We start from the raw sequence: 22778 nt of genomic DNA, 5'->3' as shown, positions 1-22778 counted from the left end.
TCGCGCACCGGCTCGGCGGTGCGGGGGAAGATCACGAGCGCCTCGGCCGAGCCCGCCTCGCCCGCCTCCGCCCCGCCGCGCACGTCGACGACGGAGCCGAGGTCCAGCCGGTCCGCCGCGGGCGAAGCCCGGTCGATCGCGACGCGGACGGGCACGACGGCCGGCGCCCGACCGTCGACCCCATCGAGCGTCTGCGCGACGCCGCCGAACCACACGCGCGCGCCGTGGGGCTCGACCTTGGTGGTGATCTCCACGCGGGCGCGCACCTCGCCCGTGGCGGAGATATCGACCGCGTCCGCCCGCGCCGGCGCGAGAACCGCGACGTGGGCGGCCGCTCCCCCGGCGGTCGCCAGGGCGACGGCCGCGAGGATGAGCGCCGTGCACCGCACCGGCAGGCGGACCGCCAGCGCGACGAGAGCGCCCGCGGCAATCAGTCCCGCCACGGCAAGCACCCAGGCCACCCCCGGCATCATCACCGCGCCGAACGCGCCCGCCCACGCGGCCGCTGCCGCGGGGATCAGGCGCAGGTCCGCGCGCCGCGACCCGCCGCTCACACCGTCACCAGGTCGCGCAGCGCGGCAAGGGTCTTCTCACCGATCCCCTCGACCGCCATCAGGTCGTCCACGGACGCGAACGGCCCGTTCTCCTCGCGCCACGCGATGATCCGCTCGGCGATCGCCGGCCCGATGCGCGGCAGGGTGTCGAGCGCCGCTGCGTCGGCCGTGTTGACGTTGATCTTGCCACCGGCCGCGCTCCCGGTTCCTCCGGCACCCGGGGCAACTGGCGCGCCGTCGCCCGTGGGCTGCTCGGGCGCCGCGAGCTGATCGCGGGTCGGCACGGCCAGCTGCTCACCGTCCGAGAGCGGGCGCGCGAGATTGACGCCCTCGATCGCCGCGTCGTCGGTCGCCCCGCCCGCGGCGGCGATCGCGTCCACCACCCGCGCATCCGCCGGCAGCACGTACAGCCCCGGAGCGTTCACGGCCCCGAACACGTGCACGTACAGCTCCCCCGTCGCCACGGTCGCGCCGGGCGTGGGCGCGACCTGCGCCTCGTCGATGCGCTCCACGGGCGCGGCGGCCCCGCGCCACACCGCGAACCCGATCGCGACGGCCGCCACGGCGAGCACGAGGACGATCGCCGCGCCGATGCCCAGCCGCGCCCGCGGCGGGGCACGGTACGCATCGAGATCGGCCATGCCGCGACGCTATGCGCGCGGCGCCGCCGCCGCCCTGCGATCCACAGCCCCGCTCGCCGCCGGTGTGCGAATCCGCCGCTGTGAGCGAACCGGGCGCCGCCTTACTTGACGACGAGGCTGACGATCTTCGGTGCGCGGACGATCGCCTTCACGATCTGGCCGTCGCCCACGGCGCGCTGCACGCGCTCGTCGGCGCGCGCCAGCTGCTCGAGCGACTCCGTGTCGATCTTCGCCGGCACCTGCAGCTGCGCGCGCACCTTGCCGTTCACCTGCACGACCGCCGTCACCTGCTCCTCCACGAGCAGCGCCGGGTCGGCGGCGCGCCACGGCACGAGACCGATCGAGGGCTCGTAGCCCAGGCGCTGCCACATCTCCTCCGCGGTGTGCGGGGCGAACAGATCCAGGATCATCGCGGTCGCCTCGGTGGCCTCGCGCACGGCCGGGTCGCCCGCGCCCGCTCCGGAGTCGATCGTCTTGCGGATCGCGTTGACGAGCTCCATGAGGCGCGCGACGACCACGTTGAACTTCGTCTGCTCCACGAGCGAGGGCGCGTCGGCCAGCAGGCGGTGCGTCACGCGGCGCAGCACCTGGTCACCCTCCGCCCACACGACGTCGGTGTCGCTCGAGACCTCGTCGGCGATGCGCAGCGCGCGCGCCAGGAACTTCTGGGCGCCCGTCGTGGAGACGTCCTTCCAGTCCTTGTCGTCCTCCACCGGGCCGGCGAACGCCAGCGCCACGCGCAGCGCGTCGGCGCCGTGCTGGGCCAGCTCGTCGCTGAAGAGCACGAGGTTGCCCTTCGACTTCGACATCTTCGCGCCGTCCAGGATCACCATGCCCTGGTTGATGAGGCTCGAGAACGGCTCGGTGAAGTCCACCAGGCCGAGGTCGAACAGCACCTTCGTGATGAAGCGCGCGTACAGCAGGTGCAGGATCGCGTGCTCGACGCCGCCGACGTACGTGTCGACGGGCGCCCAGCGCCGCGCGTCCTTCGGGTCGAAGGCCACCGCGTCGTTCCCCGGGGTGAGGAAGCGCAGGAAGTACCACGAGCTGTCGACGAACGTGTCCATCGTGTCCGGATCGCGCAGCGCGGGCTCGCCGGTCTCGGGATCGGTCGTCTCCACCCAGCCGGCCGCCGCGCCCAGCGGCGAGGAGCCCTTGGGCTTCAGGTCGATGTCCTTCGCCTCGGGCAGTCGCACGGGCAGCTGGTCCTCGGGGACGGGGACGATGCGGCCGTCCTGCGTGTGGATCATGGGGATCGGCGTGCCCCAGAAGCGCTGGCGCGAGATGAGCCAGTCGCGCAGCCGGTACTGCTTGGCGGCGCGGCCGGTGCCGGCGGCCTGCAGCTGCTCGATGACCCGCGCGATCGCGTTGCGCTTGCTGAGGCCGTCGAGCGGACCGGAGTTGATCATCCGGCCGTCGCCCGTCAGCGCCTCGCCCGTCTCGACGGGGCTGGGCAGCGGCACGTCGATCGGCACGCCGTCCTCGTCCACCTCGATCACGGGGATCGCGCCCGTGATCGGCGCGGTCGTGTCGACGACGACCTTCACCGGCAGGTCGTACCTCCGCGCGAAGTCCAGGTCGCGCTGGTCGTGCGCGGGCACCGCCATGACCGCGCCGTGGCCGTAGTCGGCCAGCACGTAGTCGGCGGCCCAGATCGGCAGGCGCTCGCCCGTGAGCGGATGGATCGCGTAGCGCTCCAAGAAGACGCCGGTCTTCTCGCGGTCGGCCGACTGGCGCTCGATCTCGGTCTGCTTCTGCGTCTGCTCCAGGTAGTCCTGGAAGCGCATGCGCACCTCGGCCGGCGCCCCGGCGACCAGCTCGGCGGCGAGGTCGCTGTCGGGGGCGACCACCATGAACGTGGCGCCGTAGAGCGTGTCGGGGCGCGTCGAGAACACCGTGACCTTCTCGTCACGCCCCTCGATCGCGAAGTCGATGTCGGCGCCGACGGAGCGGCCGATCCAATTGCGCTGCATCTGCAGCACCTTGTGCGGCCAGAACCCCTCGAGCTGGTTCAGGTCGTCGAGCAGCCGGTCGGCGTAGTCGGTGATCTTGAAGTACCACTGGGTGAGCTTCTTCTTCACCACGGTCGCGCCGCAGCGCTCGCACGCGCCGTCGACGACCTGCTCGTTCGCGAGCACCGTCTGGTCGTTGGGGCACCAGTTGACGGGGCTCTCCTTGCGGTACGCCAGCCCGCGCTCGTGCAACTGCTGGAACAGCCACTGGTTCCAGCGGTAGTACTCGGGGTCGCTCGTGTGCAGCACGCGCGACCAGTCGAACGAGACGCCGTAGGTCTTCAGGCTCTCGCGCTGCTGCGCGATGTTGTCGTACGTCCACTCCCGCGGGTCGGCGCCGCGCTGGATCGCCGCGTTCTCGGCGGGCAGGCCGAACGAGTCCCAGCCGATGGGGTTGAGCACGTTGTAGCCGCGGTGCCGCCAGAACCGCGCCACGATGTCGCTGTAGAGGTAGTTCTCGGCGTGACCCATGTGCAGGTCGCCCGACGGGTACGGGAACATCGCCAGCACGTACTTGCGGGGGCGCGCGTCGTCGTCGCCGCCCGCGAGGAACGTGCCGTTCTCCGCCCAGTACGCCTGCCACTTCGCCTGGATGGCGTGCGGGTCGTGAGCGGTTTCGGTGACGGAGGTCTGCGACACGTTGCGAAAGGCCAATCGGATCGGTTCGGGAGCGGACGCCCGATGCGCGTGCACGCGCGGAATCACGGGGGTTTCCAGGTTACTCCACCATTTCGGGCGGCTTTCCCGAGCGTTTCGCACGACCGCCTCTCCTAGGCTGAGCGGGTGGGCTGGCTGAACGACGCGCTGAGCGCCATCCTCGACGCCGTGCAGGGCGTCGACCCCGTGCTGCGGACCCTCCTGGCCGGGCTCGCGATCGCGCTCGAGACGAGCGTGCTCGTCGGCCTCATCGTGCCGGGCGACACGGTCGTGATCGTCGCCGCGACCGGCGTCGCCGACGTGCCGCAGGCCATACTGCTCGGCGTCGCGGTGATCCTGGGCGCCCTGCTCGGCGAGACCGTCGGCTACGCGCTGGGGCGGTGGCTCGGCCCGCGGATCCGGCACTCGTGGCTGGGAAGGCGGATCGGCGAGCGCAACTGGGAGCGCTCGGAGCGCTACCTGCGCCGCCGCGGCGGCCTGGCCATCTTCCTGTCGCGCTTCCTGCCCGTGCTGCACTCGCTCGTGCCGCTCACGGTGGGCATGAGCGGCTACCCGTACCGCCGGTTCCTCGCTTGGACGCTGCCGGCGTGCACCCTGTGGACCGCGATCTACATCTCCATCGCCGCGGCCGCTGCCGGCTCGTATCGGGATCTGGCCGACCGCGCGCACTGGGCCGGGTACGTCTTCGTTGGCGTGATCGCGGTGTTCCTGCTCGTGGCCTGGCTCGTGAAGCACCTGCTGCAGCGCGCGGAGCGGCGCCACATGGACGAGGATCACGCGGCCGACGCGGCAGAGGGCGACGCGCCCGTCGCGTGAGCGCGCAGCCGGGCGCCGGTCGCCCGCGCATGAAAGACTGGGCGCGATGCCCGATCCGCAGACCCGCGACAAGATCCATTGGATCGCGAAGCTCGAGGGACGATTCCACGGCTGGCGCGAACGCCTCGCGCGACGCCGCGGCCGTCGTCCCTCCATCGTGCCCTTCGCGGGATACGGGGGTGACGGCTGGGTGCGCGTGCTCGGCCGGGTGCTCATCGTGCCGCCCCGCAAGGACACGCCCTCCGGCGAGCCGGCGAGCGTGCGCGGCTGGCGCGCGTTCCTGGGGATCCCGGTGGGGTACGCGCCCGTCACGATCACGGTCGGTGGACGCACCCACGAGGTCGTCGCCGACCGCGGCGGCGTCGTCGACACCGTCATCGACGCGGATCTGGCGCCCGGGTGGCAGACGCTGCATCTCTCGGTCGAGGGCGGCGAGTCGGTCGAGGCCCGCGTGTTCGTGGTCGCACCCGAGGTGGGCTTCGGCGTCGTGTGCGACGTCGACGACACCGTCATGGTCACCGCGCTGCCGCGCCCGCTGCTGGCGGCCTGGAACTCGTTCGTGCTCGACGAGCACGCGCGCCAGCCCGTGCCCGGCATGGCCGTGCTGCTCGAGCGTCTCGCACGCTCGCACCCCGGCGCGCCCGTCATCTACCTGTCGACGGGCGCCTGGAACGTCGCACCCACGCTCACGCGCTTCCTCGAGCGGCACCTGTTCCCCTCGGGGTCCATGCTGCTCACGGACTGGGGCCCCACCCACGACCGCTGGTTCCGCAGCGGCAAGGATCACAAGCTCACGAACCTGCGCCGGCTCGCCGAGGAGTTCCCGCACGTGGAGTGGCTGCTCATCGGCGACGACGGGCAGCACGACGACGAGATCTACACGACGTTCACGCGCGAGTACCCCTCCTCCGTCGCCGGCGTGGCGATCCGGCGCCTCTCCCCCGCCCAGGCGGTGCTGGCCGGCGGCCGCACGGCGGTGGACGACCACACCGCCGCGGGGGTGCCCTGGGTGACGGAGGACGACGGCGCGGGCCTGGCCGACCGGCTCGAGGCCGTCGGTCTGCTCCCCGAGGGGTGACGATCCGCCTCGCGGAGCACCGGGAGGATCGGGAGCGGCGGGCGGGGATAATCGGAGGATGACCGTGCCTGCCGACGCCCGCGCCCACATCGACGACCTCGCCGCCTTCGTCGCGGCGTCGCCCTCGCCCTACCACGCGGCCGCCGAGGCGGCCCGCCGCCTCACGGCGTCGGGCTACACGGTGCTGGACGAGGCCGCGGCGTGGGAGATCGCGCCCGGCGGTCGCTACGTCGTGGTGCGCGACGGATCGGTCATCGCGTTCGCGGTGCCGGAGGGCGCCGGCGCGCTCACGCCCTTCGCGATCGTCGGCGCGCACACCGACTCCCCCGGGTTCAAGCTGAAGCCGAAGCCCACGGTGATCGGGCCCGGCGGCTGGTGGCAGCTCGGCTGGGAGGTGTACGGCGGGCCACTGCTGAACTCGTGGCTCGACCGCGAGCTCGAGCTCGCGGGCCGGCTCGTCAGGCTCGACGGCACCGAGCACCTCGTGCGCACCGGGCCGCTGCTGCGCATCCCCCAGCTGGCCATCCACCTCGACCGCGGCGTGAACAGCGGGCTCGAGCTCGACAAGCAGCGCCACACGGCGCCGGTGTGGGGGCTGGGCGACGCCGAGAGCGCCGACATCCTCGCCGCCCTCGCGGCCGAGGCCGGCGTGGCGGTCGACGAGATCGGCGGCTACGACATCGTCGCCGCCGACACGCAGGAGCCGCGCGTCTTCGGCGCCGGGAGCGAGCTGTTCGCCTCCGGCCGCCTCGACAACCTGCTCTCGACGCACGCCGCGCTCGTCGCCATCCGCGACGCCCGGCCGGCCGACGCGATCGCGATGTTCGCGGCCTTCGACCACGAGGAGATCGGCAGCTCCTCGCGCTCCGGCGCGGCCGGCCCGTTCCTCGAGGAGACGCTGCGGCGCATCGGCGCCGCCCTCGGTGCGGGCGCCGACGAGCAGGCACGCGCGTTCGCCGCGTCGCTGCACGTCTCCAGCGACGTCGGGCACTCGGTCCACCCCAACTACGCCGACAAGCACGATCCGGAGAACCGGCCCGTGGCCGGCGGCGGCCCCATCCTCAAGATCAATGCCAACCAGCGCTACGCCACCGACGCGCACGGCGCCGCGGCGTGGATGGCGGCGTGCGCCGCGGCGGGCGTGCCCTCACAGGAGTTCGTCTCGAACAACACCGTGCCGTGCGGATCGACGATCGGCCCGATCTCGGCGACGCGGATCGGCATCCGCACGGTCGACGTGGGCGCGCCGATCCTGTCGATGCACTCCGCCCGCGAGCTCACCGCCGTCGTCGACCCCTGGTACCTCTCCCGCGCGATGGGCGCGATCCTCGCCCGCTGATCCCATGACCGCCCCCGCCCTTCCCGCCCCGCCCGCCGTCGCGATCCGCCTGGAGCGCGACGAGTGGTGCGAGCGGGAGGCCGCGCACGAGGCCCGCGCCGACGCGCTCACGGCCGCGCATCGCGCCCGCGCGGCGCGTGGCGAGAAGCACCCCGTGTGGGACTTCCTGTTCACCTACTACGCGTACAAGCCCGCGCTGCTGCGCCGGTGGCATCCCGGCGCGGGCGTCGAGCTGGCCGGCGCGGCCGACACACCCCGCGCCGGATGGCGCTGGTACCGCTCGGGATCGACGCCCGACGCCGTCGTGCCCGACGCGGCGGCGTTCGCGGCCGAGAAGCCGCACCTGGCGGCGCTCATCGAGCGGATCCTGCGCGCCACGGCGGCGCGGCCGGGCCGGTTCGGCTGCTTCGGCCTGCACGAGTGGGCCATGGTCTACCGGCAGCGCGAGCACCGGCATCCCCAGCCCCTGCGGCTCGGGCAGGACGGCACCGACCGGGTCGTCGAGACGCACGAGCTGCGCTGCACGCACATCGACGCGTTCCGCTTCTTCACGCCCGAGGCGGCCCCGCGCAACGCCCTGACGCCCACGCGCGAGACGCAGACGGCGCTCGAGCAGCCCGGGTGCCTGCACGCGGGCATGGACGTGTACAAGTGGGCGGTCAAGCTCGGCCCGCTCGTGCCGGGCGAGTTGCTGCTCGACGCCTTCGAGCTCGCGCGCGACATCCGCCTGCTCGACATGGAGGCCGCGCCGTACGACCTGCGCGAGTGGGGCGTCGAGCCGGTGCGCATCGAGACGCCCGAGGGCAAGGCGGAGTACGTGCGGCGCCAGCGGGCCTTCGCGGATCGCGCGAACGACCTGCGGGCGCGGATCCTGCGCGCCTGGCTCGGCGACGGCGGGCCGGATCAGTCGGCGGGCAGCAGCACCGTCTGAGCGCCGAGCCGCAGGCGCAGCGCCAGCACGCGCTCCGCCGCCTCGCGCAGCCTGTCCTCGGAGAGCGTGCCGTCGGCCACGGCGCGGGCGATGCCGTCGGCGAGTCTGCCCGCCGTCTCGGGCCCCGATCCGACGACGTGCACGACGAGATCGGCGCCGGACGCCACCGCCGCGACCGCGTTCGCCACCGGGTCGGCGTAGCGCGGGTCGCCGCCGGCCAGCAGCATACCGAGGTCGTCGGTGACCACCACCCCGCCGAAGCCGAGCTCCTCGCGCAGGATGCGGTGCCATGCGGGAGAGAGCGACGCGGGTGCGTCGTCGACGTCGGGGTACACGAGGTGACCCGTCATCACGAGCGGCGCGCCCGCGTCGATGCCCGCCTCGAACGGCCGCGCGGTCGATTCGCGCCAGTCGGCGTACGACTGGTCGGCCACGGGGATCGTGTGGTGCGAGTCGGCCGCGACCTGCCCGTGACCCGGGAAGTGCTTGAGCGTGGTGAGCGCGAAGGGCGCCTCCCCCGCCGTCGCCGCCGCGACCCGCTCGGCCGCCGCCCGCGGCTCCGAGCCGAGCACGCGCGGCGCGATGAACGACGACGCGTCGCCGGTCACATCGGCCACGACCCCGAAGTTCACGCGCGCGCCCGCCCGCGCCACGAGCGCACCGCGCGCGGCGAACGCCGTCTCGGCGGCGGCCGGGTCCGCGGCGGCGAGCTCGCCGCCGGCCGGGAAGTCGTCCCACGGCAGCCGCGTCACCACGCCGCCCTCCTCGTCGATCGCGAGCAGCGGAGGCGCGGCGCCCTCGCCGCGCAGCGCGGCCGTCAGCGCCCGCAGCGCCGTCTCGTCCGCCGGCACGTTGGCGCCCATCAGCAGGAACGCGCCGATCCCGTTGGCGTCGAGGTAGCGCGCCGCCGCGGCCGGGTCCTGCGTGCCCACGTGACCCATCACGACGGTGCCGGCCAGCTCGCGCGCGTCCATGCCCGCGGCCATGTCGGCGGCTGCGGCGGAGACGTCCCCCGGCGCGGCGGCGACGACGGCGACCGGATCGTCGGCGGGCGGCGCGGCGGAGGCCGGTGCCGGAGCGGGCCCGCCGGGCGCGACCCCGAGGGCTGCCGCCGTGACGGCGAGAGCGAGCGCCGTCGCCCCGCGGGTGACGGTGCCGGGCGTCGCCCGATCCGTGCCGCTCGCCGTCCGCCTCACCCCTTCAGGGTACGCACCCGCCTCGGGCGCCGGCCGGTGGCGTAACGTCGGAGGTGATGACGCACCGGCCGGCCTCCGCGCGCGAGCAGCTGCGCGCCCTCGTCGGCGACGCCGGCCTCGCGGAGCGCTGGGCGGAGTTCGCGTTCGAGGACCACTTCCGCCCCGCCGCCGTGCTCGTGCTGTTCGGCGTGCTCGATGCCGCGCCCTCGGTGCACGAGGCCGATGCCGTCTCGCGCGACCTCGACGTGCTGCTGCTGGCGCGCGCCACGACGCTGCGCAGCCACGCGGGCGAGGTCGCCTTCCCCGGCGGGCGCATCGACCCGGGCGACGCCGGCCCCGTCGAGGCCGCCCTGCGCGAGGCCGTCGAGGAGACCGGGCTCGATCCCACGGGGGTCGAGGTGCTCGGCACCCTGCCCGAGGTGCCGCTGCCGCCCTCCGCGCACCGGGTCACGCCCGTGCTGGGCTGGTGGGCGCGCCCGACGCCCGTGCGCGTGGTCGACGACGGCGAGTCCTCGTCGGTCTTCCGCGCCCCGGTCGCCGACCTCGTCGATCCGGCCAACCGCTGGACGACCCGCCTGCGCCGTGGGGAGCTCGTCTTCTCCGGGCCCGCCTGGCGGCTGCGGATCGACGGGCGCGATCACCTCGTCTGGGGGTTCACGGCGAACATCCTCGACGCGATGCTGGAGCGCCTCGGCTGGGGCGAGCCGTGGGATCGGGATCGCATCATCGATCTCTGACGCCGAGGCGACGGCGGCCACCGGCGCTCACATCGCCGCCGAGGCCGATCCCCTCTCGCGGGCGCGGCGCCCGCCGGTCCAGCGCCGCACCGCGCGCAGCACGCGCCGCGCCGGCACGCCCACGGCGTACGCCAGGGTGCCGCTGAGCGAGCGGTCGCGATCGCCCAGGGCGAGCTTGCGCTCCCACGCGTCGCGCGCGCGTCCGCCCAGCCGGCGCGGCGCCCGGTGCGGGGCGAGCAGGCCCGCGCGACGGCGGGCGACGAGCTCGGCCGTGCGCGCGAGCCAGTCGTCCTCGGCCGGATCGTGGAAGTAGTTCTCGTCCAGCCACTCGGGCGCCGGTCGGTGGAACCGGCGCGCCACGACGTCCTCATCCCCCGCCAACAGCCCGCTGCCCTCGAAGACGAGGTTGATGAGCCGCCGCGACACGCCGAACGTGTCGAGCGCGATCACGGGCACGCCCTGCGCCGCCGCCTCGATCGCCGCCGTGGAGCTGACGGTGACGAGCCCCTCGGCCGTCTCGAGCGCCTCGCGCATCGGGGCCGTCGAGATGACGAGGTTCGGCGGTGTCTCGCCCAGCTCCGCCAGCAGCTCCGGATACGACACGAGCTCGCGATGCGTCTCGGCTTCGCCCGGCCGCGCGCGCAGCTTCAGCACGACGCGGCGATCGGGCTGCGCGCGCGCGGCGCGCACCAGCAGGCGCGCCACGTGCTCGCGATGCTCGCGCAGGCGCGGCACGATCGCCTGCGCCGCGAAGACGAGATCCGTGCCCTCCCGCTCCACGCGCTCCGCGGAGCGCGCGAACGGCAGCGTCGCGAGGCCGAAGCGCTGCGGGATGCCGCGCTCGGCCGCCAGGGCCGAGAACTCCCGCACCTCGCGGCGCGAGTGCAGCACGAACAGGTCGCAGCCGCGGCGGAAGTGCAGGGCCAGCCAGGTGGCGGGGATCGAGATGCCCGGCAGCCCCGTGAGGATCACGGGTGCCGGATCGAGCCGCGCCGCGAGGCGCGCGAGCACCCGCACGAGCGGCCCGCGCGCGGCCAGCAGCACGGCGTTCGCCCCCGCGAGCAGCGCGGGCAGCTCGTCGTACGTCGCGCGCCGCACGCGCTCGAGCCCGCTGCCCGCCAGCGCCGCGCGCTGCTGCGCGGGGCTGACGACCAGCTCGGTCTCGAGCACGATCAGCTCGGCCCCCGGCACCGGCGCCAGCAGGGCCGCGGCCCACTTGACGTAGGAGTCGGAGTCGGCGACCGCGATGATCCGCGGGATCTGCGCGTCCGTCACGCCGTGACGCGACGCAGCTTCGCCATCGGGGCCTCCTCGCCGGGGAACACGCGCTTCACGCCGTCGCCGAAGGCGCTCTCGATGATGCGGATGTCCCTGACGAGGTTCTTCAGACCCGTCGGCTCGAGCGAGGCCGCGTGGTCCGATCCCCACATGGTGCGGTCGAGCGTGATGTGGCGCTCCACGGCCTGGGCGCCCATCGCGACCGCCGCGAGCGAGATCTGCAGGCCGCGCTCGTGACCCGAGTAGCCCACCGGCACGCCCGGGTAGCGGTCGCTGAGCACGCGGATCATGCGCAGGTTCGCCTCGTCAGGCTCCATCGGGTAGGTCGACGTCGCGTGCATGAGCACGAGGTTCTCCGTGCCGAGGATGCCGATGGCGCGATCGATCTGCTCCATCGTCGACATCCCCGTGGAGAGGATGATCGGCTTGCCCGACGCGCGCAGCGCCTCGAGCAGCTCACCGTCGGTGAGGCAGGCCGAGGCGACCTTGTGCGCCACGACGTTGAGGTCCTCGAGGAACTCCACGCTCGGCACGTCCCACGGCGACGCGAACCAGTCGAGCCCGCGCAGCGTGGCGTAGTCGCCGATCGTCACGTACTCCTCGCGCCCGAACTCCACGCGGTGCCGGTACTCGAGGTAGGTCATCGTGCCCCACGGCGTCTCGCGCGGCATGTCGCGCATGTGCTCCGGGGTGGCGATCTCGGGCGTGCGCTTCTGGAACTTGACGGCGTCGGCTCCGGCCTCGGCGGCCACGTCGATGAGCTGCTTCGCGAGCTCCACGTCGCCGTTGTGGTTGAGGCCGATCTCGGCGATCACGTACGCGGGGTGGCCCCCGCCGATCACGCGCGATCCGATGCGGACGGTCATGTGTTCTCCCTGGTTGGTGCTGAGGCGGCCTCGAGATGCCGCCCGGTTCGGTGGTCGCGTGCCCGCAGCACGCGGTCGGCGAGGTCGCGCACGGCGCCGCCCCCGCCCGATCGATCGAGCACGACGCGCGCGGCGGCGAGGACGAGCGGATGCGCCTCCGGCACTGCCACGGGCCAGCCGACGATCTCGAGCGCCGGCAGGTCGTTCACGTCGTTGCCGAGGTACGCCACGCGCGACAGCGGGATGCCGCGCTCCTCGGCCCAGCGCCGCAGCGCCGCCGCCTTGTCGTCCTGCGCCTGCAGCACGTCGACGCGCAGCTTGCGCGCGCGCGCCGTGACGACGGGGTGGGTCTCGGTCGACAGGATCAGGATGGGGATGCCGGCCTTGCGCAGCAGGCTCACGCCCATGCCGTCGGAGCGGCTGACGCGGACCTGCTCGCCGCCGTCGCCCGACACCGACACGGTGTCGTCGGTGTGCACGCCGTCGAAGTCGGTGACGACCGCGTCGACGTCGATCCGGTCGCCGGTGCTCTCGCCCGCGCTCACCGCGATCGCGCGCGCCAGCTCGAGCTGCTCGAGCGTGTCGATCTCGAGAGCGGTGCGCTCGGGCACCTCGACGAGCGAGACGCGGCCGAAGAACCGGTGACGCGCGCTCCGGAAGCCCGCGGCGTCCATCACGTAGAACGCGCCGGTCTCGAGGTAGTGCGGCTCGCGATCCTGCCGCCGCGGGCGGTGCGCCGCGTCGTGGTTCACGCCCTCGGCGCTCTCCGCCGTGCGCCGCCACAGGAAGCCGTAGGTCTCCACGGCCGACAGGGTGCTGTCGGCCTCGCCCTCGCGCACCCGGCGCACGGCCTCCGCGAGCGCCGCGGCGTCGATGAACGGCGACGTCGCCTGCAGGAACGCGAGCGCGCCGACCTCGACGCCGCGCGATGCGAGCTCGTCGAGCGCGTGCAGCAGCGCGCTCTCCGAGCTGGCGCCGTCGCCCGCGAGCTCGGCGGGGCGGCGCACGATCTCGGCGCCCCACTCGGCCGCGAGCGACGCGATGTCGTCGTCGTCGGTCGTGACGACCACCCGGTCGATGCCGGCCGCCGCGCGCGCGGCCGCGATGGCGCGCGCCACGAGCGGCACACCGCCCACGGTGCGCAGGTTCTTGCCCGGGACTCCCTTGGAACCGCCGCGCGCGGGGATGATCGCGACGGCCTCGCTCACGACGAGGACCCCATCCGGTTGCGCGATGGCGCGCTGGTGGCCTCGACGATCGTGCTGCCCGTGCCCGCGAGCACGATCGGCAGCGTCGTCAGGGTGCTCGACAGCAGCGTGCGCACCTCGATCGGGCGCCCCAGGCCCGCCAGCGCGACCTCCACCGGCAGTCCCAGGCGCACGACCCGCACGCGCGGGATGCGGGCGACGGCCTCGAGCAGCTCGTCGGGCTCGCGCCGATGCGGCAGGTAGGTGACGGGTCCGGCGGATGCCTCGCGCGCGACCCACGCGAGGTGCTCCGAGCGGCGCATGTGCCCGTCGACCGAGCGCGCCGTGCCGAGCACGATCCGATCTCCGTCGATCGTCGAGGCGACGGCGTCGCTGGGCGCGGATGCGCGCAGCCACTCGAACGCGTGCCGCTGCACCCGCAGGGCGTAGTCGGCCACCGCCTTCTCGCGCGCGGCGCCGAGCGGGAAGGCCGTGAACAGGTCGGCGTCGCCGGCGAGCGAGCGGCGGCGCACGTGATCGAGGGCCAGCGGCGCGATGCGCGTCGCGAGGCCGCGCTCGGCGACGCCGGGGCGGCGATAGGGCCGCGTGCCGGCGAGGGCGTCGGCGAAGGCCAGCGTGTTGAGCCCGTCGTCCAGGAAGGTGACGCGCCGGGGACGCAGCACGGCCGCCGCCATCCGGAACTGGCCGGAGAAGCCGTCGCCCACGAGCCAGTGGCTGTGAGAGGCGAGCATGCGCCACGGGATGCCGAAGTACGGCTGCTTGTCGGCGAAGGCGGCGCCCCGCCGGATCAGCTCGTCGGCCGTCTCGGGCACCTGGGGCGTGACGCGCGCGGCGAGGTCGACCGTGCGACCGTGCGCGGCCGCCCACTCCGCCGCACCGACGAGCTGCAGCGGCGATTCCACCCACGCGAGCACCGATTCGCCCACCATGTGTTCACCCTGCGCCCCCACGGTGAACGAATCGGCCGACGAAGGTTACGCGCAGGCAACGCGTTCGGGAACGGTAGCGGTCCGCGTCCCGGCGGGCTCAGTCGGCGGACGCGTATCGGACGGCGGCGCGCGCCACCTGCGTCTGGTAGTCGAGCGTGTCGTTGTACGACCGCACGGCGCGGATCCACGCGTCGGCATCCTCGAGCGTGCTGTCGAGGCGGCACAGGTAGCGGGCGGCCGTGGCCGCCGCGTCGTCGATGCTGTGCGGGCTCGCCGTGCCGTCGCCGTCGGCGTCGACCGCCCACCTCCCCCACGTCTCCGGGATGAACTGCAGCGGCCCGACGGCGCGATCCCACTCGGTGTCGCCGTCGAGCGCGCCGCCATCCGTGTCGGGGATCGCGAGCGTGCGGTTCGTGCCGTCCAGCGGGATGCCGCGGATCTCCGGGCGCGCGACGCCGTCGGCATCCACCGCGCCGCCGTGGATCGTGCCGTGCCGGCTCTCGACCCAGCCGATGCCGGCCAGCGTGTTCCAGCCGACCGCGCAGCCCTCGGCCCGCGCGCGGGCGTCGGCGGCGACGTACGCGCGCAGCGCGCGCTCGGGGATGCCGGTGGCCCATGCGGTCTCGGCCAACCAGATCGGATCCGCCGCCTCGCCCGCGGATCCCGGCGCCTCGGCGGGGGCCGCCGAGAGCGGATCGGGCGGCGCGGGAGCCGAGGTCGCCGGCCGCCACGCCTGCGCCGGCCGGAATCCGCTCAGCGCGCCGACGAGCGTGACCACGCCCCACACGGCGAGGACGCCGACGAGCGCGACCACGCCCACGACCGTCCCGACCCCGCGCCTTCTGGATGCCACCCCCCGATCCTGACGCAGGCGGCTGGAGGTTGGCCTCGCGGCCCGCGCGGGAGAATGGGCGGATGACGCCCGCACACGCTGTCCCGCCGGCGAGGCGGCCGCTCCCCGGCGGGGACGTTGCACGCGTTCCGGCATTCGTCAAGACCCCCGCGGCTTCTCGCCGCCCCTCTCTATCGTCGGGTGCAGGGAAGCCGTCCCGGCCGGGTCCGAGGAGGACGAGTTGAGTTCACCGTCGATGGAGAGCACCGCGCCCCTGCTCGAGGGCCGCTACCAGCTCAGCGAATGCGTCGGCGCCGGCGGCATGGCCACCGTCTACCGCGCGCACGACACGGCGCTCGGCCGCACCGTCGCCGTGAAGATGATGCGCACCGGACTCGAGGCGGCGGGCGCCCGATCGGCGCGCAGCGAGTCGATCGCCCTCGCCTCCCTCAGCCACCCGGGCCTGGTCACCCTCTTCGACGCCCGGTTCTCGCCGGGCGGGCCCGAGTACCTCGTGATGGAGTACGTCGACGGGCCCACGCTGAGCGATCGCATCCGGCGCGGGCCCCTGCCGGCCGCCGACGTGGCGGAGCTCGGCGCCGAGCTGGCCGAGGCGCTTCACGCCGTCCACTCCGCCGGCGTGGTACATCGCGACGTCAAGCCGTCGAACGTGCTGCTCGCTCCCTCCGGCACGCCGGGGCGCGTCTACCGCGCGAAGCTCGCGGACTTCGGGATCGCCTACCTGCTCGGCGAGGCGCGGCTCACCTCGCCCGGCGTCGTGATCGGCACGCTGTCGTACCTGGCGCCCGAGCAGCTGCGCGGCGCGGAGCCGTCGCCGGCCGCCGACATCTACTCGCTGGGCCTCGTGCTGCTCGAGGCGCTCACCGGGGAGCGTGCGTTCCCGGCCTCGGCGCCCAACGAGGCCCTCGCCGCCCGGCACGCCCTCACGGTCGAGCTGCCCGACGCCCTGCCGTCGGGTTGGGCGGCGCTGCTGCGGCGGATGACGGCCGACGATCCGGCCGCGCGCCCCTCGGCGATCGAGGTGGCGCTCGAGGCGCGCGCCATCGCTCCCCCGCGCGCGAGCGCGACCGCGACCGCGACGCAGCCCACGCTCCCGATGCCCGAGGACGAGACCACGCCCGCCGCGACGAGCGTGCTGCCGCATACCGCGCCGCTCGCCGCGCCGGTCGTCGCCGCGCGTCCTCCTCGCCGCCGCCGGCTCGCCGCGGGGTTGGCGCTCGCCGCGGCGGCGGTCGCGGTCGGCGGGGCCTTCGCCCTCGACGCCTTCACGCCCACCGCGGCCCCCGTCGTCACCGAGGAGTCCGTCGAGCACGAGGCCCCCGCCGTGGTGCCGCCGGCTCCGGCCGACGACGACGCGACCGAGCCCGCCCACTCCGGCTCCGGCACCGGCTCCGAGACCGTGCAGAACGGACCGCAGGGCGGGCCGGACGAGGCGGCGAAGGCCGCCGAGGAGGAGCGCAAGCGCGCCGAGGAGGCCCAGAAGAAGGCCGAGGAGGCGCAGAAGAAGGCCGACGAGCAGGCGCGCAAGGACGCCGAGGAGGCCCAGAAGAAGGCGGACGAATAGCGCGAGAAGGGCGGGGACTGAGCGGCCGGCGTGACCATGGCTCGTGACATCCGCGGCGCGGCGGTCGCCGTGGCGCGCGACCTCGGCGACCAGCCGCGCCTTCTGCTCGCCGCCAAGACGGCGGTCGCCGCCGCGATCGCCTGGTACGTCGCCCCGCTGATCCCCTTCACCGCCGACGAGTACTCGTACTACGCGCCGCTCGGCGTGCTCGTGAGCATGTATCCCACGCTCGCGCGCTCGCTCCGCTCCGGCGCGCTCGCGCTGCTCGGCCTGGCGCTGGGCATCGGCATCGGCATCGCGGCGCTGCTGCTCGTGTGGGCCGATGTCCCCGGCATCGTCGCCGTGGCGCTCGTGGTCGGCGTCGGCGTCGCGCTCGGCGGCATCCGGGCGCTCGGCGCCGGCCGCGAATGGATCGCGATGGCGGGCCTGTTCACCCTGCTGCTCGGCGGGCGCAGCATCGAGGAGTTCTCCGTCTCCTACCTCGTGACCATGGCGTTCGGCGTGGTCGTCGGCGTCGCCGTGAACCTGCTCGTCTTCCCACCGCTGTACCTGCGCCGCGCGAGCGAGCGGCTCTCCGCGCTGCGCTCGGTCGCGGCGGCGCAGCTGCGCGCGGTGGCCGACGCCGTCGCCGCCGGCGAGGCCGAGCCGGACGAGATCGAGAGCGGCCTGCGCGAGCTGAGCACCACGGCCGCGGCCGTCGCGGACGAGGTGCGCGAGGCCGACGAGAGCCGCGCCGCCAACCCCCGCGCGCGCGGGCGGCAGCAGGTGCAGGACCAGAACCTGCGCCGGATGCGCGCACTCGAGCGCACCACCGCGGCCACACGCGAGCTCGCCGAGACCCTCATCGACGCCAGGACCCGCGCGCTGCCCGAAGACCCCGACCTGCGGGATCGGCTGAGCGAGGCCATCACGCGCGCCGCAGATCTCGTCGAGGCTCCGCCCGACGAGCCGTCCGAGCGCGGCCGGCTGGATTCCGCCCAGCAGGCGCTGGACCGGTTCCGCGAGACGGTGGACGCGCGCGTCGCGCCGCATCCTTCCTCCGCCGACCGCCTGCTGACCGCCGCGCTGTGCCTGCAGCGGATCATCGACGCGTCGGGCCCCGTGCTCTGACGACCCGGTCGCCGCTCCCCGGCGCCGGTCCGGTCAGCGGAACAGCCCGCCGATCCCCCCGACGATGAACATGAGCGCCGGCACCAGCACGAGTGCCGCGGCGACGAGCGCGCACCCCGCGCAGCCGACGGCCGTCAATGCCCGCGCGATCCTCGTCGGCTCTCCATCCGCCACCCTTCGATCCTGGCGGGGGCCTCCGACACCCGATCGGTCCACCTATCTCGTCTTGCCGTCCTCCGCGTCGACCGCCGGCGCCTCGGGCGCGTCCTTGGCCGGCCCGATGCCCACGGGCACCGGATCCTCGGAGTGGTGCAGGTCGAAGGCGGGCCGCTCGCTGCGGATGCGCGGGATCGACGTGAAGTTGTGGCGCGGCGGCGGGCAGCTCGTGGCCCACTCGAGCGATCCGCCGTAGCCCCAGGGGTCGTCCACGGTCACCTTCGGCGCCCGGCGCGCGGTGATCCACACGTTCAGGAAGAACGGGATCATCGACGCTCCCAGCAGCACGGCCCCCACCGTGGAGAGCTGGTTCATCCAGCCGAACCGGTCCTCCTCGGCGTAGTCATCCAGAGGTTGCCGCCCACGCCGGGTGTGAAGGTGGCGTTGGCGAGCGGCTGATACGCCGTCCACCCGAACGAGGCCGCGCCCTGCGGGGTGAGGAAGCCGCCCAGTGCGATGAGCGAGCCGAAGAAGAACAGCCAGAACGAGAACGCGTTCAGGCGCGGGAACGCCACGTCGGGCGCCCCGATCTGCAGGGGCATGATCGCGTTCGCGAACCCGGCGAACAGCGGCGTCGCGAACATCAGCAGCATCACGGTGCCGTGCATCGTGAACAGCTGGTTGTACTGCTCCTTCGTCGGCAGGATCTGCATGCCGGGCGCGAACAGCTCGGCGCGGATGATCAGCGCCATCACGCCGCCGAAGAGGAAGAAGATCAGCGACGCGATGAGGTACATGTACCCGACGGTCTTGTGGTCGGTGGAGGTGATCCACCGGACGAGGACGTTCCCCTTCTGCTCGGTGCGCCGCCTCGCGAGCAGCCGCGCCTGCGCGGCGGGCATCGGCGGGGCCTCGCGCCTGACCTGCTCTGTGCTCATGCGCGCTCCTGCGTCGCCGGACGGGGCTCCCGCGTGAACCGCGGGATCGCGTCGAGAGTACGGGCGCGATGCGCCCCGCCCCACGGGGTTGCCCGCCGCGGGCCGCGGCGGTATACGCCGCACGTTGGCCGCGACGGAGTTGAATGGACGCATGAGCTACGCCGCAGAGGAGAGCACGATCGAGTACGCGGCTCGACGCATCCGGCTCGAGACGAACGCCCAGTTCGACGCGCTCGTGGCCGCGTTCGAGCGAGCCGTTCCCGCGCTGCCCGACGCGGAGGCGGCCGCGCAGGCGGATGGCGCGGAGTGGTCCGCCTTCGTCCGCGGCGTGCAGTGGGAGTCGCCGAGCGGATTCGTGCGCGTGTGGTCCTCCCGTCCCGACGAGCTGCTGCGGCACGCCGGCGGCGACGCACGCAGCGCGGTGTGGCTCATCGCGCATCACGGCATCGCGGCCCGGCTGTTCCGCCACGACGCCGGGACCATGCTCTACTCCCCCATCCGCGTCGAGGCGCACGCCGCCCGCCGCCCCGGCACGGTGCTGAGCCTCGAGCTGCCGAGCGCGCCTCTGGCGGCATTCGGCATCAACAAGCTCACGCAGGCCGGCGCCGAGCTCGACCGCGCCCTCGGTGACCTGCTCGAGGACCTCGGCCTGCCCCGCCCCTCGGCCCTGCGGCGCTAGCGTGCGTCAGAACCGGTCATCGCCGACCTCACGCGATGCGAGGGAGGGCCTGATGGAACCCGTCAGCGCGGCGCCCCGCACCTGCGTGAGGGGGTCTGCTGAGGCCTCTCATTCCGACGCGGAAGGGCGTTGACTTGTCTCCGAGGCAGTCGCCGCATCGGCGGGGCGCCTCGTTCCGCACGAACGATCTCACGAAGGAGACCACGCATGCGTGGAGTCATGATGTACGCCCCCGGCGACGTCCGCGTCGAGGAGCGCGAGGACGCGTCGATCCAGGAGCCGACGGACGCCGTCATCCGGCTGGCCGCGAGCTGCATCTGCGGTTCCGACCTGTGGCCCTACCGCGGTGTCGAGGCGCTGGCGGCGACGCCGCAGGCCATGGGGCACGAGTACGTCGGCGTCGTCACCGAGATCGGCGCCGACGTGAAGAACGTGAAGGTGGGCGACTTCGTCGTCGGCTCGTTCGTCGCCTCCGACAACACGTGCGAGATCTGCCAGGCGGGCTACCAATCCCGTTGCGTCCACAACGTGATGATGGGCGCTGTCGGCACGCAGGCAGAGTACGCGCGGGTCCCGCTCGCCGACGGCACGCTCGTCGCGACGCCGGGCCAGCCCGATGCCGACCTCATCCCGTCGCTGCTCGCCGCCTCCGACGTCCTCGGCACGGGCTGGTTCGGTGCGGTGGCGGCCGAGGCCGGACCGGGCAAGACGATCGCGATCGTCGGCGACGGCGCCGTGGGTCTGTCGGCCGTGCTCGCCGCTCAGCACCTCGGCGCCGAGAGGATCATCGTGCTCAGCCGCCACCCGGAGCGGCAGGCGCTGGCGCGCCAGCTCGGGGCGACCGACATCATCGAGGAGCGCGGCGACGCCGGCGCCGCGAAGGTGAAGGAGCTGACGGGCGGCTACGGCGCGCACGGCACCGTCGAGGCCGTGGGCACCCAGGAGTCGATGTGGCAGGCGATCCACTCCACCCGCGCGGGCGGCTACGTCGGCTACGTCGGCGTCTCGCACGGCGTGCAGCTGGACGGGCTCGACCTGTTCTTCACGGGAGTGCACCTGCACGGCGGCCCCGCCCCCGTGCGCCGCTTCCTGCCCGAGCTGATCCAGCTCATCTGGGACCGGAAGATCGACCCCGGCAAGGTGTTCGACCTCACTCTCCCACTGGAGGCCGCTGCCGAGGGCTACCGCGCGATGGACGAGCGCCGCGCCACCAAGGTGCTGCTCACCCTCTGACCGCGGCCGCGGGCCCGCGCGCAACGGACGCGCGGGCCCGCGGGCGACTTGCCGACGCGCGCGACTCCGCGATGTACTGGCTCTGTGCAGCGCCACGAGAACGGACCGGTGTCGGCATCTCTCCCCGAAGGGTCACCGTCGCCCAGCGACGTCCTGATCCGCCCCGCGCTGCCGGCGGATGCCGAGGCGATCGCCGCGATCTGGCGGGTCGGGTGGCGCGACGCCCACCTCGGCCATGTGCCCGAAACCCTCGTCGCGGCGCGCACGCCCGAGTCCTTCGCGCGGCGGTCACGCGAGCGGATCGCCGACACGATCGTCGCGACCCGCGGGGACGAGGTCGTCGGCTTCACAATGACGCACGGCGACGGCGCTGGTCACGTCAGGTCGACCTTCCCGAGTTCGGCGAGTCCGCACCAGTGCGGCTGACATCATCACGTGCCAGGGACGAGGTTCGCGCCCTCGTCAGCGACGACGCAGATCGGGCCATGATGGACGCGTTGCGTAAGGGCATCCGCAGTACGCAACTCGCCCCCACGCCCGGCATGGCTGATCAGCCTTCGGGAACCACGACGACCTTGCCGCCGGCGTGCCCGGTCTCCACGGCTGCGATCGCCTGACCTGCGTCATTGAGGTCGTACTGGGTGTCCGCATGGGGGTCGACCAGCCCGTACTGGATCACCTCGGTGATCTTCCCCATGGCCTCAGTCGTACGTGCCAAGCCCCGGCCGCCCAGTTCGACCGCGGCGTCCGGATCGGCCGCGGAGATAATCCGCCCCGGATCGGCCACCAGATCGGCGACGGCACGCAGCGCGTCACCGCCGACAAGATCGACGATCAGGTCGACGCTGGAAGCGACTTCTCGCACGCGATCGGCCACGCCCGAACCGGATCCGATGAAGGCCGCACCGGTGGACTCGATCAGTTCCCGCTTGGCCACGTCGGCCACGCCGAGGACCGTGAACTCGTGTACCCGGCCGATCTGCGCGGCCATCAGCCCCACCCCGCCGCCAGCGCCCAACAAGAGCAGGGTCTGGCCTGGTTCCAGTTCGATTTGGTGGGTGGCGTCATAGGCGGTGGCTGCGGCCACCGGAATGGTGGCGGCGTCGATGAAGGAGATCTCCTCGGGCTTGGCCACAGTGGTGGAGGCGCTCAAGAGCGTGTGCTCGGCCAGTCCGCCCTGCCCGGGCGCCACCAGGCCGTGCACCTCATCGCCCACCGCGAAGCCTTCGGTCCCGCCGCCCACCGCGATGACCACGCCGGCGGCTTCACGGCCCATCGGCGCCGGCAACGACCAGGCACGACCCAGCCGGCCCTCGCGCATCTTCCAGTCGGCCGGATTCACACCGGCGGCCCGGACCTCGATGGCCAGTTCCCCGGGTCCAGGCTCCGGAATAGGCCGGTCGATCAGCTGCTGGGTTTCGGGTCCGCCGTAGTCGGTGAAGACGTAGACCTTGGACATGAATGCGATCTCCTTCTGATCTGAGCGGTGTGTCTTAGTGCCCTAGATAACGTGACGATGGGGGTCAGAGCCGAGGGGGTTCGTCCTCACCGGCGGCTTCGGCGGCGTCGGCTTCCTCCCGGGTCGCGAAGGCGGCGCCGGCAGCATGCTCCGGTGGGCTGTAGATGGTGTAGAGCAGCAGCGGCTCGTCGCCGGTGTTGCGGAAGTTGTGCCGGGCTCCGGCGGGTACCGCGCATTGGTCACCGGCATCGATGGGGTGGGTGTGGCCGTTGAGATCGGCTTCGCCGGTGCCGGAGACGAAGGTCAGGATCTGGTCGGTGTGCTCGTGGACCTCGTCGCCGATCTGGCCGCCGGGCGGGATGGTCATCACCATGATCTGGGCGTGTTCACCGGTCCACAGCACCTTCCGGAAGTCGGGGTTTGGGGTGTGACACTTCTTGTAGACGGTCGTTACCAGGAAGGAACGACAGGCAGAGATGTCTACGAATCGCAGGAAGTTCACTGAGGAGTTCAAGGCCGACGCGGTCCAGCTCGTCGTGCAGGG

At 73.6% G+C, this 22778-nt stretch carries 21 protein-coding genes and 2 pseudogenes; 10 read left to right on the top strand and 13 right to left on the bottom strand.

Features of this window, described 5'->3' with window-relative positions; genetic code table 11:
• From ACYVJ0_RS12785 to leuS, 3 genes and pseudogenes are all read right to left on the bottom strand, one after another.
• Positions 1 to 461 (bottom strand): annotated as a pseudogene (locus ACYVJ0_RS12785) (hypothetical protein); the annotation flags it as partial.
• An 89-nt stretch (positions 462 to 550) separates the two neighbouring features.
• Positions 551 to 1195, bottom strand: coding sequence for a helix-hairpin-helix domain-containing protein (locus ACYVJ0_RS12780; protein ID WP_460818195.1), 645 nt, complete (start codon positions 1193 to 1195; stop codon positions 551 to 553).
• Between the two features lie 101 nt (positions 1196 to 1296).
• Positions 1297 to 3846, bottom strand: coding sequence for a leucine--tRNA ligase (gene leuS / locus ACYVJ0_RS12775; protein WP_460818193.1), 2550 nt, complete (start codon positions 3844 to 3846; stop codon positions 1297 to 1299).
• A 153-nt stretch (positions 3847 to 3999) separates the two neighbouring features.
• On the opposite strand from leuS, the gene ACYVJ0_RS12770 reads away from it, so the two are divergent.
• The 4 genes from ACYVJ0_RS12770 to ACYVJ0_RS12755 are packed head-to-tail and all read left to right on the top strand — an operon-like array spanning position 4000 to position 8028.
• On the top strand, positions 4000 to 4680 hold the full coding sequence (locus ACYVJ0_RS12770; protein WP_460818200.1) for a DedA family protein: 681 nt from the start codon (positions 4000 to 4002) through the stop codon (positions 4678 to 4680).
• Positions 4681 to 4726: 46 nt separating this feature from the next.
• A complete protein-coding gene (locus tag ACYVJ0_RS12765) occupies positions 4727 to 5758 on the top strand; it encodes an App1 family protein (RefSeq protein ID WP_449854243.1) in 1032 nt (343 codons plus the stop codon).
• Between the two features lie 58 nt (positions 5759 to 5816).
• Positions 5817 to 7097 carry a M18 family aminopeptidase gene (locus ACYVJ0_RS12760; protein WP_460818191.1) on the top strand — a complete coding sequence of 427 codons (1281 nt, stop codon included), beginning with the start codon at positions 5817 to 5819 and terminating at the stop codon, positions 7095 to 7097.
• 4 nt (positions 7098 to 7101) lie between these two features.
• Complete coding sequence (locus ACYVJ0_RS12755) at positions 7102 to 8028, top strand: 3-methyladenine DNA glycosylase (RefSeq protein WP_449854245.1); 927 nt, start codon at positions 7102 to 7104, stop codon at positions 8026 to 8028.
• Here the strand turns inward: ACYVJ0_RS12755 and ACYVJ0_RS12750 are convergent.
• Positions 8001 to 9224: a glycoside hydrolase family 3 N-terminal domain-containing protein gene (locus ACYVJ0_RS12750; protein ID WP_460818189.1), complete on the bottom strand. Its 1224-nt coding sequence runs from the start codon at positions 9222 to 9224 to the stop codon at positions 8001 to 8003. The two genes, ACYVJ0_RS12755 and ACYVJ0_RS12750, sit on opposite strands and share 28 nt — an antisense overlap.
• Before the next feature lie 56 nt (positions 9225 to 9280).
• On the opposite strand from ACYVJ0_RS12750, the gene ACYVJ0_RS12745 reads away from it, so the two are divergent.
• Positions 9281 to 9961 carry an NUDIX hydrolase gene (locus ACYVJ0_RS12745; protein WP_460818188.1) on the top strand — a complete coding sequence of 227 codons (681 nt, stop codon included), beginning with the start codon at positions 9281 to 9283 and terminating at the stop codon, positions 9959 to 9961.
• Between the two features lie 27 nt (positions 9962 to 9988).
• Here ACYVJ0_RS12745 and ACYVJ0_RS12740 read toward each other — a convergent pair whose 3' ends face one another.
• The 5 genes from ACYVJ0_RS12740 to ACYVJ0_RS12720 all read right to left on the bottom strand — a co-directional run bounded on the left by ACYVJ0_RS12740 (position 9989) and on the right by ACYVJ0_RS12720 (position 15095).
• Complete coding sequence (locus ACYVJ0_RS12740) at positions 9989 to 11236, bottom strand: DUF6716 putative glycosyltransferase (protein WP_460818187.1); 1248 nt, start codon at positions 11234 to 11236, stop codon at positions 9989 to 9991.
• A complete protein-coding gene (locus ACYVJ0_RS12735) occupies positions 11233 to 12105 on the bottom strand; it encodes an N-acetylneuraminate synthase family protein (protein ID WP_460818185.1) in 873 nt (290 codons plus the stop codon). Before ACYVJ0_RS12735 ends, ACYVJ0_RS12740 begins: the two co-directional genes overlap by 4 nt.
• Positions 12102 to 13313 (bottom strand): cytidylyltransferase domain-containing protein, encoded by a 1212-nt coding sequence (locus ACYVJ0_RS12730; RefSeq protein WP_460818183.1) that lies wholly within the window; start codon positions 13311 to 13313, stop codon positions 12102 to 12104. Before ACYVJ0_RS12730 ends, ACYVJ0_RS12735 begins: the two co-directional genes overlap by 4 nt.
• The gene (locus tag ACYVJ0_RS12725; protein WP_460818182.1) at positions 13310 to 14242 is read right to left on the bottom strand and encodes a hypothetical protein; all 933 of its coding nucleotides are present in this window, start codon (positions 14240 to 14242) and stop codon (positions 13310 to 13312) included. Before ACYVJ0_RS12725 ends, ACYVJ0_RS12730 begins: the two co-directional genes overlap by 4 nt.
• Positions 14243 to 14339: 97 nt before the next feature.
• Complete coding sequence (locus ACYVJ0_RS12720; RefSeq protein ID WP_460818181.1) at positions 14340 to 15095, bottom strand: lytic murein transglycosylase; 756 nt, start codon at positions 15093 to 15095, stop codon at positions 14340 to 14342.
• A 220-nt stretch (positions 15096 to 15315) separates the two neighbouring features.
• On the opposite strand from ACYVJ0_RS12720, the gene ACYVJ0_RS12715 reads away from it, so the two are divergent.
• Positions 15316 to 16659, top strand: coding sequence for a serine/threonine-protein kinase (locus ACYVJ0_RS12715; RefSeq protein ID WP_460818180.1), 1344 nt, complete (start codon positions 15316 to 15318; stop codon positions 16657 to 16659).
• Between the two features lie 36 nt (positions 16660 to 16695).
• The gene (locus ACYVJ0_RS12710) at positions 16696 to 17769 is read left to right on the top strand and encodes an FUSC family protein (protein ID WP_460818198.1); all 1074 of its coding nucleotides are present in this window, start codon (positions 16696 to 16698) and stop codon (positions 17767 to 17769) included.
• A 33-nt stretch (positions 17770 to 17802) separates the two neighbouring features.
• Here ACYVJ0_RS12710 and ACYVJ0_RS12705 read toward each other — a convergent pair whose 3' ends face one another.
• Both ACYVJ0_RS12705 and ACYVJ0_RS12700 read right to left on the bottom strand, forming a co-directional pair.
• Positions 17803 to 17943 (bottom strand): hypothetical protein, encoded by a 141-nt coding sequence (locus ACYVJ0_RS12705; protein WP_449854254.1) that lies wholly within the window; start codon positions 17941 to 17943, stop codon positions 17803 to 17805.
• A gap of 42 nt (positions 17944 to 17985) precedes the next feature.
• A pseudogene (locus ACYVJ0_RS12700) lies at positions 17986 to 18827 on the bottom strand (cbb3-type cytochrome c oxidase subunit I).
• Between the two features lie 187 nt (positions 18828 to 19014).
• On the opposite strand from ACYVJ0_RS12700, the gene ACYVJ0_RS12695 reads away from it, so the two are divergent.
• From ACYVJ0_RS12695 to ACYVJ0_RS12685, 3 genes are all read left to right on the top strand, one after another.
• The gene (locus ACYVJ0_RS12695; RefSeq protein WP_460818178.1) at positions 19015 to 19542 is read left to right on the top strand and encodes a hypothetical protein; all 528 of its coding nucleotides are present in this window, start codon (positions 19015 to 19017) and stop codon (positions 19540 to 19542) included.
• A 207-nt stretch (positions 19543 to 19749) separates the two neighbouring features.
• Entirely contained in the window at positions 19750 to 20775 is a 1026-nt protein-coding gene (locus ACYVJ0_RS12690) for a zinc-dependent alcohol dehydrogenase family protein (protein WP_460818176.1), read from the top strand.
• A 108-nt stretch (positions 20776 to 20883) separates the two neighbouring features.
• Positions 20884 to 21201, top strand: coding sequence for a GNAT family N-acetyltransferase (locus tag ACYVJ0_RS12685; protein ID WP_449854258.1), 318 nt, complete (start codon positions 20884 to 20886; stop codon positions 21199 to 21201).
• Positions 21202 to 21325: 124 nt separating this feature from the next.
• On the opposite strand, the gene ACYVJ0_RS12680 is transcribed toward ACYVJ0_RS12685, so the two are convergent.
• Together ACYVJ0_RS12680 and ACYVJ0_RS12675 are read right to left on the bottom strand one after the other, a co-directional pair.
• Complete coding sequence (locus ACYVJ0_RS12680; RefSeq protein WP_460818174.1) at positions 21326 to 22234, bottom strand: NADP-dependent oxidoreductase; 909 nt, start codon at positions 22232 to 22234, stop codon at positions 21326 to 21328.
• Positions 22235 to 22298: 64 nt separating this feature from the next.
• Entirely contained in the window at positions 22299 to 22712 is a 414-nt protein-coding gene (locus ACYVJ0_RS12675) for a cupin domain-containing protein (protein WP_460818197.1), read from the bottom strand.
• Between the last annotated feature and the right edge of the window lie 66 nt (positions 22713 to 22778).

The organism is Microbacterium petrolearium, assembly GCF_054782875.1.
Note: the sequence above shows the minus strand (reverse complement) of the source record. Positions and strands in the feature narration are given on the sequence as shown.

Coding starts and splice junctions, on each gene's coding strand:
- ACYVJ0_RS12780 (WP_460818195.1), bottom strand. CDS start 1,195: ATGGCCGATCTCGATGCGTACCGTGCCCCGCCGCGGGCGCGGCTGGGC.
- ACYVJ0_RS12765 (WP_449854243.1), top strand. CDS start 4,727: ATGCCCGATCCGCAGACCCGCGACAAGATCCATTGGATCGCGAAGCTC.
- ACYVJ0_RS12760 (WP_460818191.1), top strand. CDS start 5,817: ATGACCGTGCCTGCCGACGCCCGCGCCCACATCGACGACCTCGCCGCC.
- ACYVJ0_RS12755 (WP_449854245.1), top strand. CDS start 7,102: ATGACCGCCCCCGCCCTTCCCGCCCCGCCCGCCGTCGCGATCCGCCTG.
- ACYVJ0_RS12745 (WP_460818188.1), top strand. CDS start 9,281: ATGACGCACCGGCCGGCCTCCGCGCGCGAGCAGCTGCGCGCCCTCGTC.
- ACYVJ0_RS12735 (WP_460818185.1), bottom strand. CDS start 12,105: ATGACCGTCCGCATCGGATCGCGCGTGATCGGCGGGGGCCACCCCGCG.
- ACYVJ0_RS12725 (WP_460818182.1), bottom strand. CDS start 14,242: ATGGTGGGCGAATCGGTGCTCGCGTGGGTGGAATCGCCGCTGCAGCTC.
- ACYVJ0_RS12710 (WP_460818198.1), top strand. CDS start 16,696: ATGGCTCGTGACATCCGCGGCGCGGCGGTCGCCGTGGCGCGCGACCTC.
- ACYVJ0_RS12695 (WP_460818178.1), top strand. CDS start 19,015: ATGAGCTACGCCGCAGAGGAGAGCACGATCGAGTACGCGGCTCGACGC.
- ACYVJ0_RS12690 (WP_460818176.1), top strand. CDS start 19,750: ATGCGTGGAGTCATGATGTACGCCCCCGGCGACGTCCGCGTCGAGGAG.
- ACYVJ0_RS12680 (WP_460818174.1), bottom strand. CDS start 22,234: ATGTCCAAGGTCTACGTCTTCACCGACTACGGCGGACCCGAAACCCAG.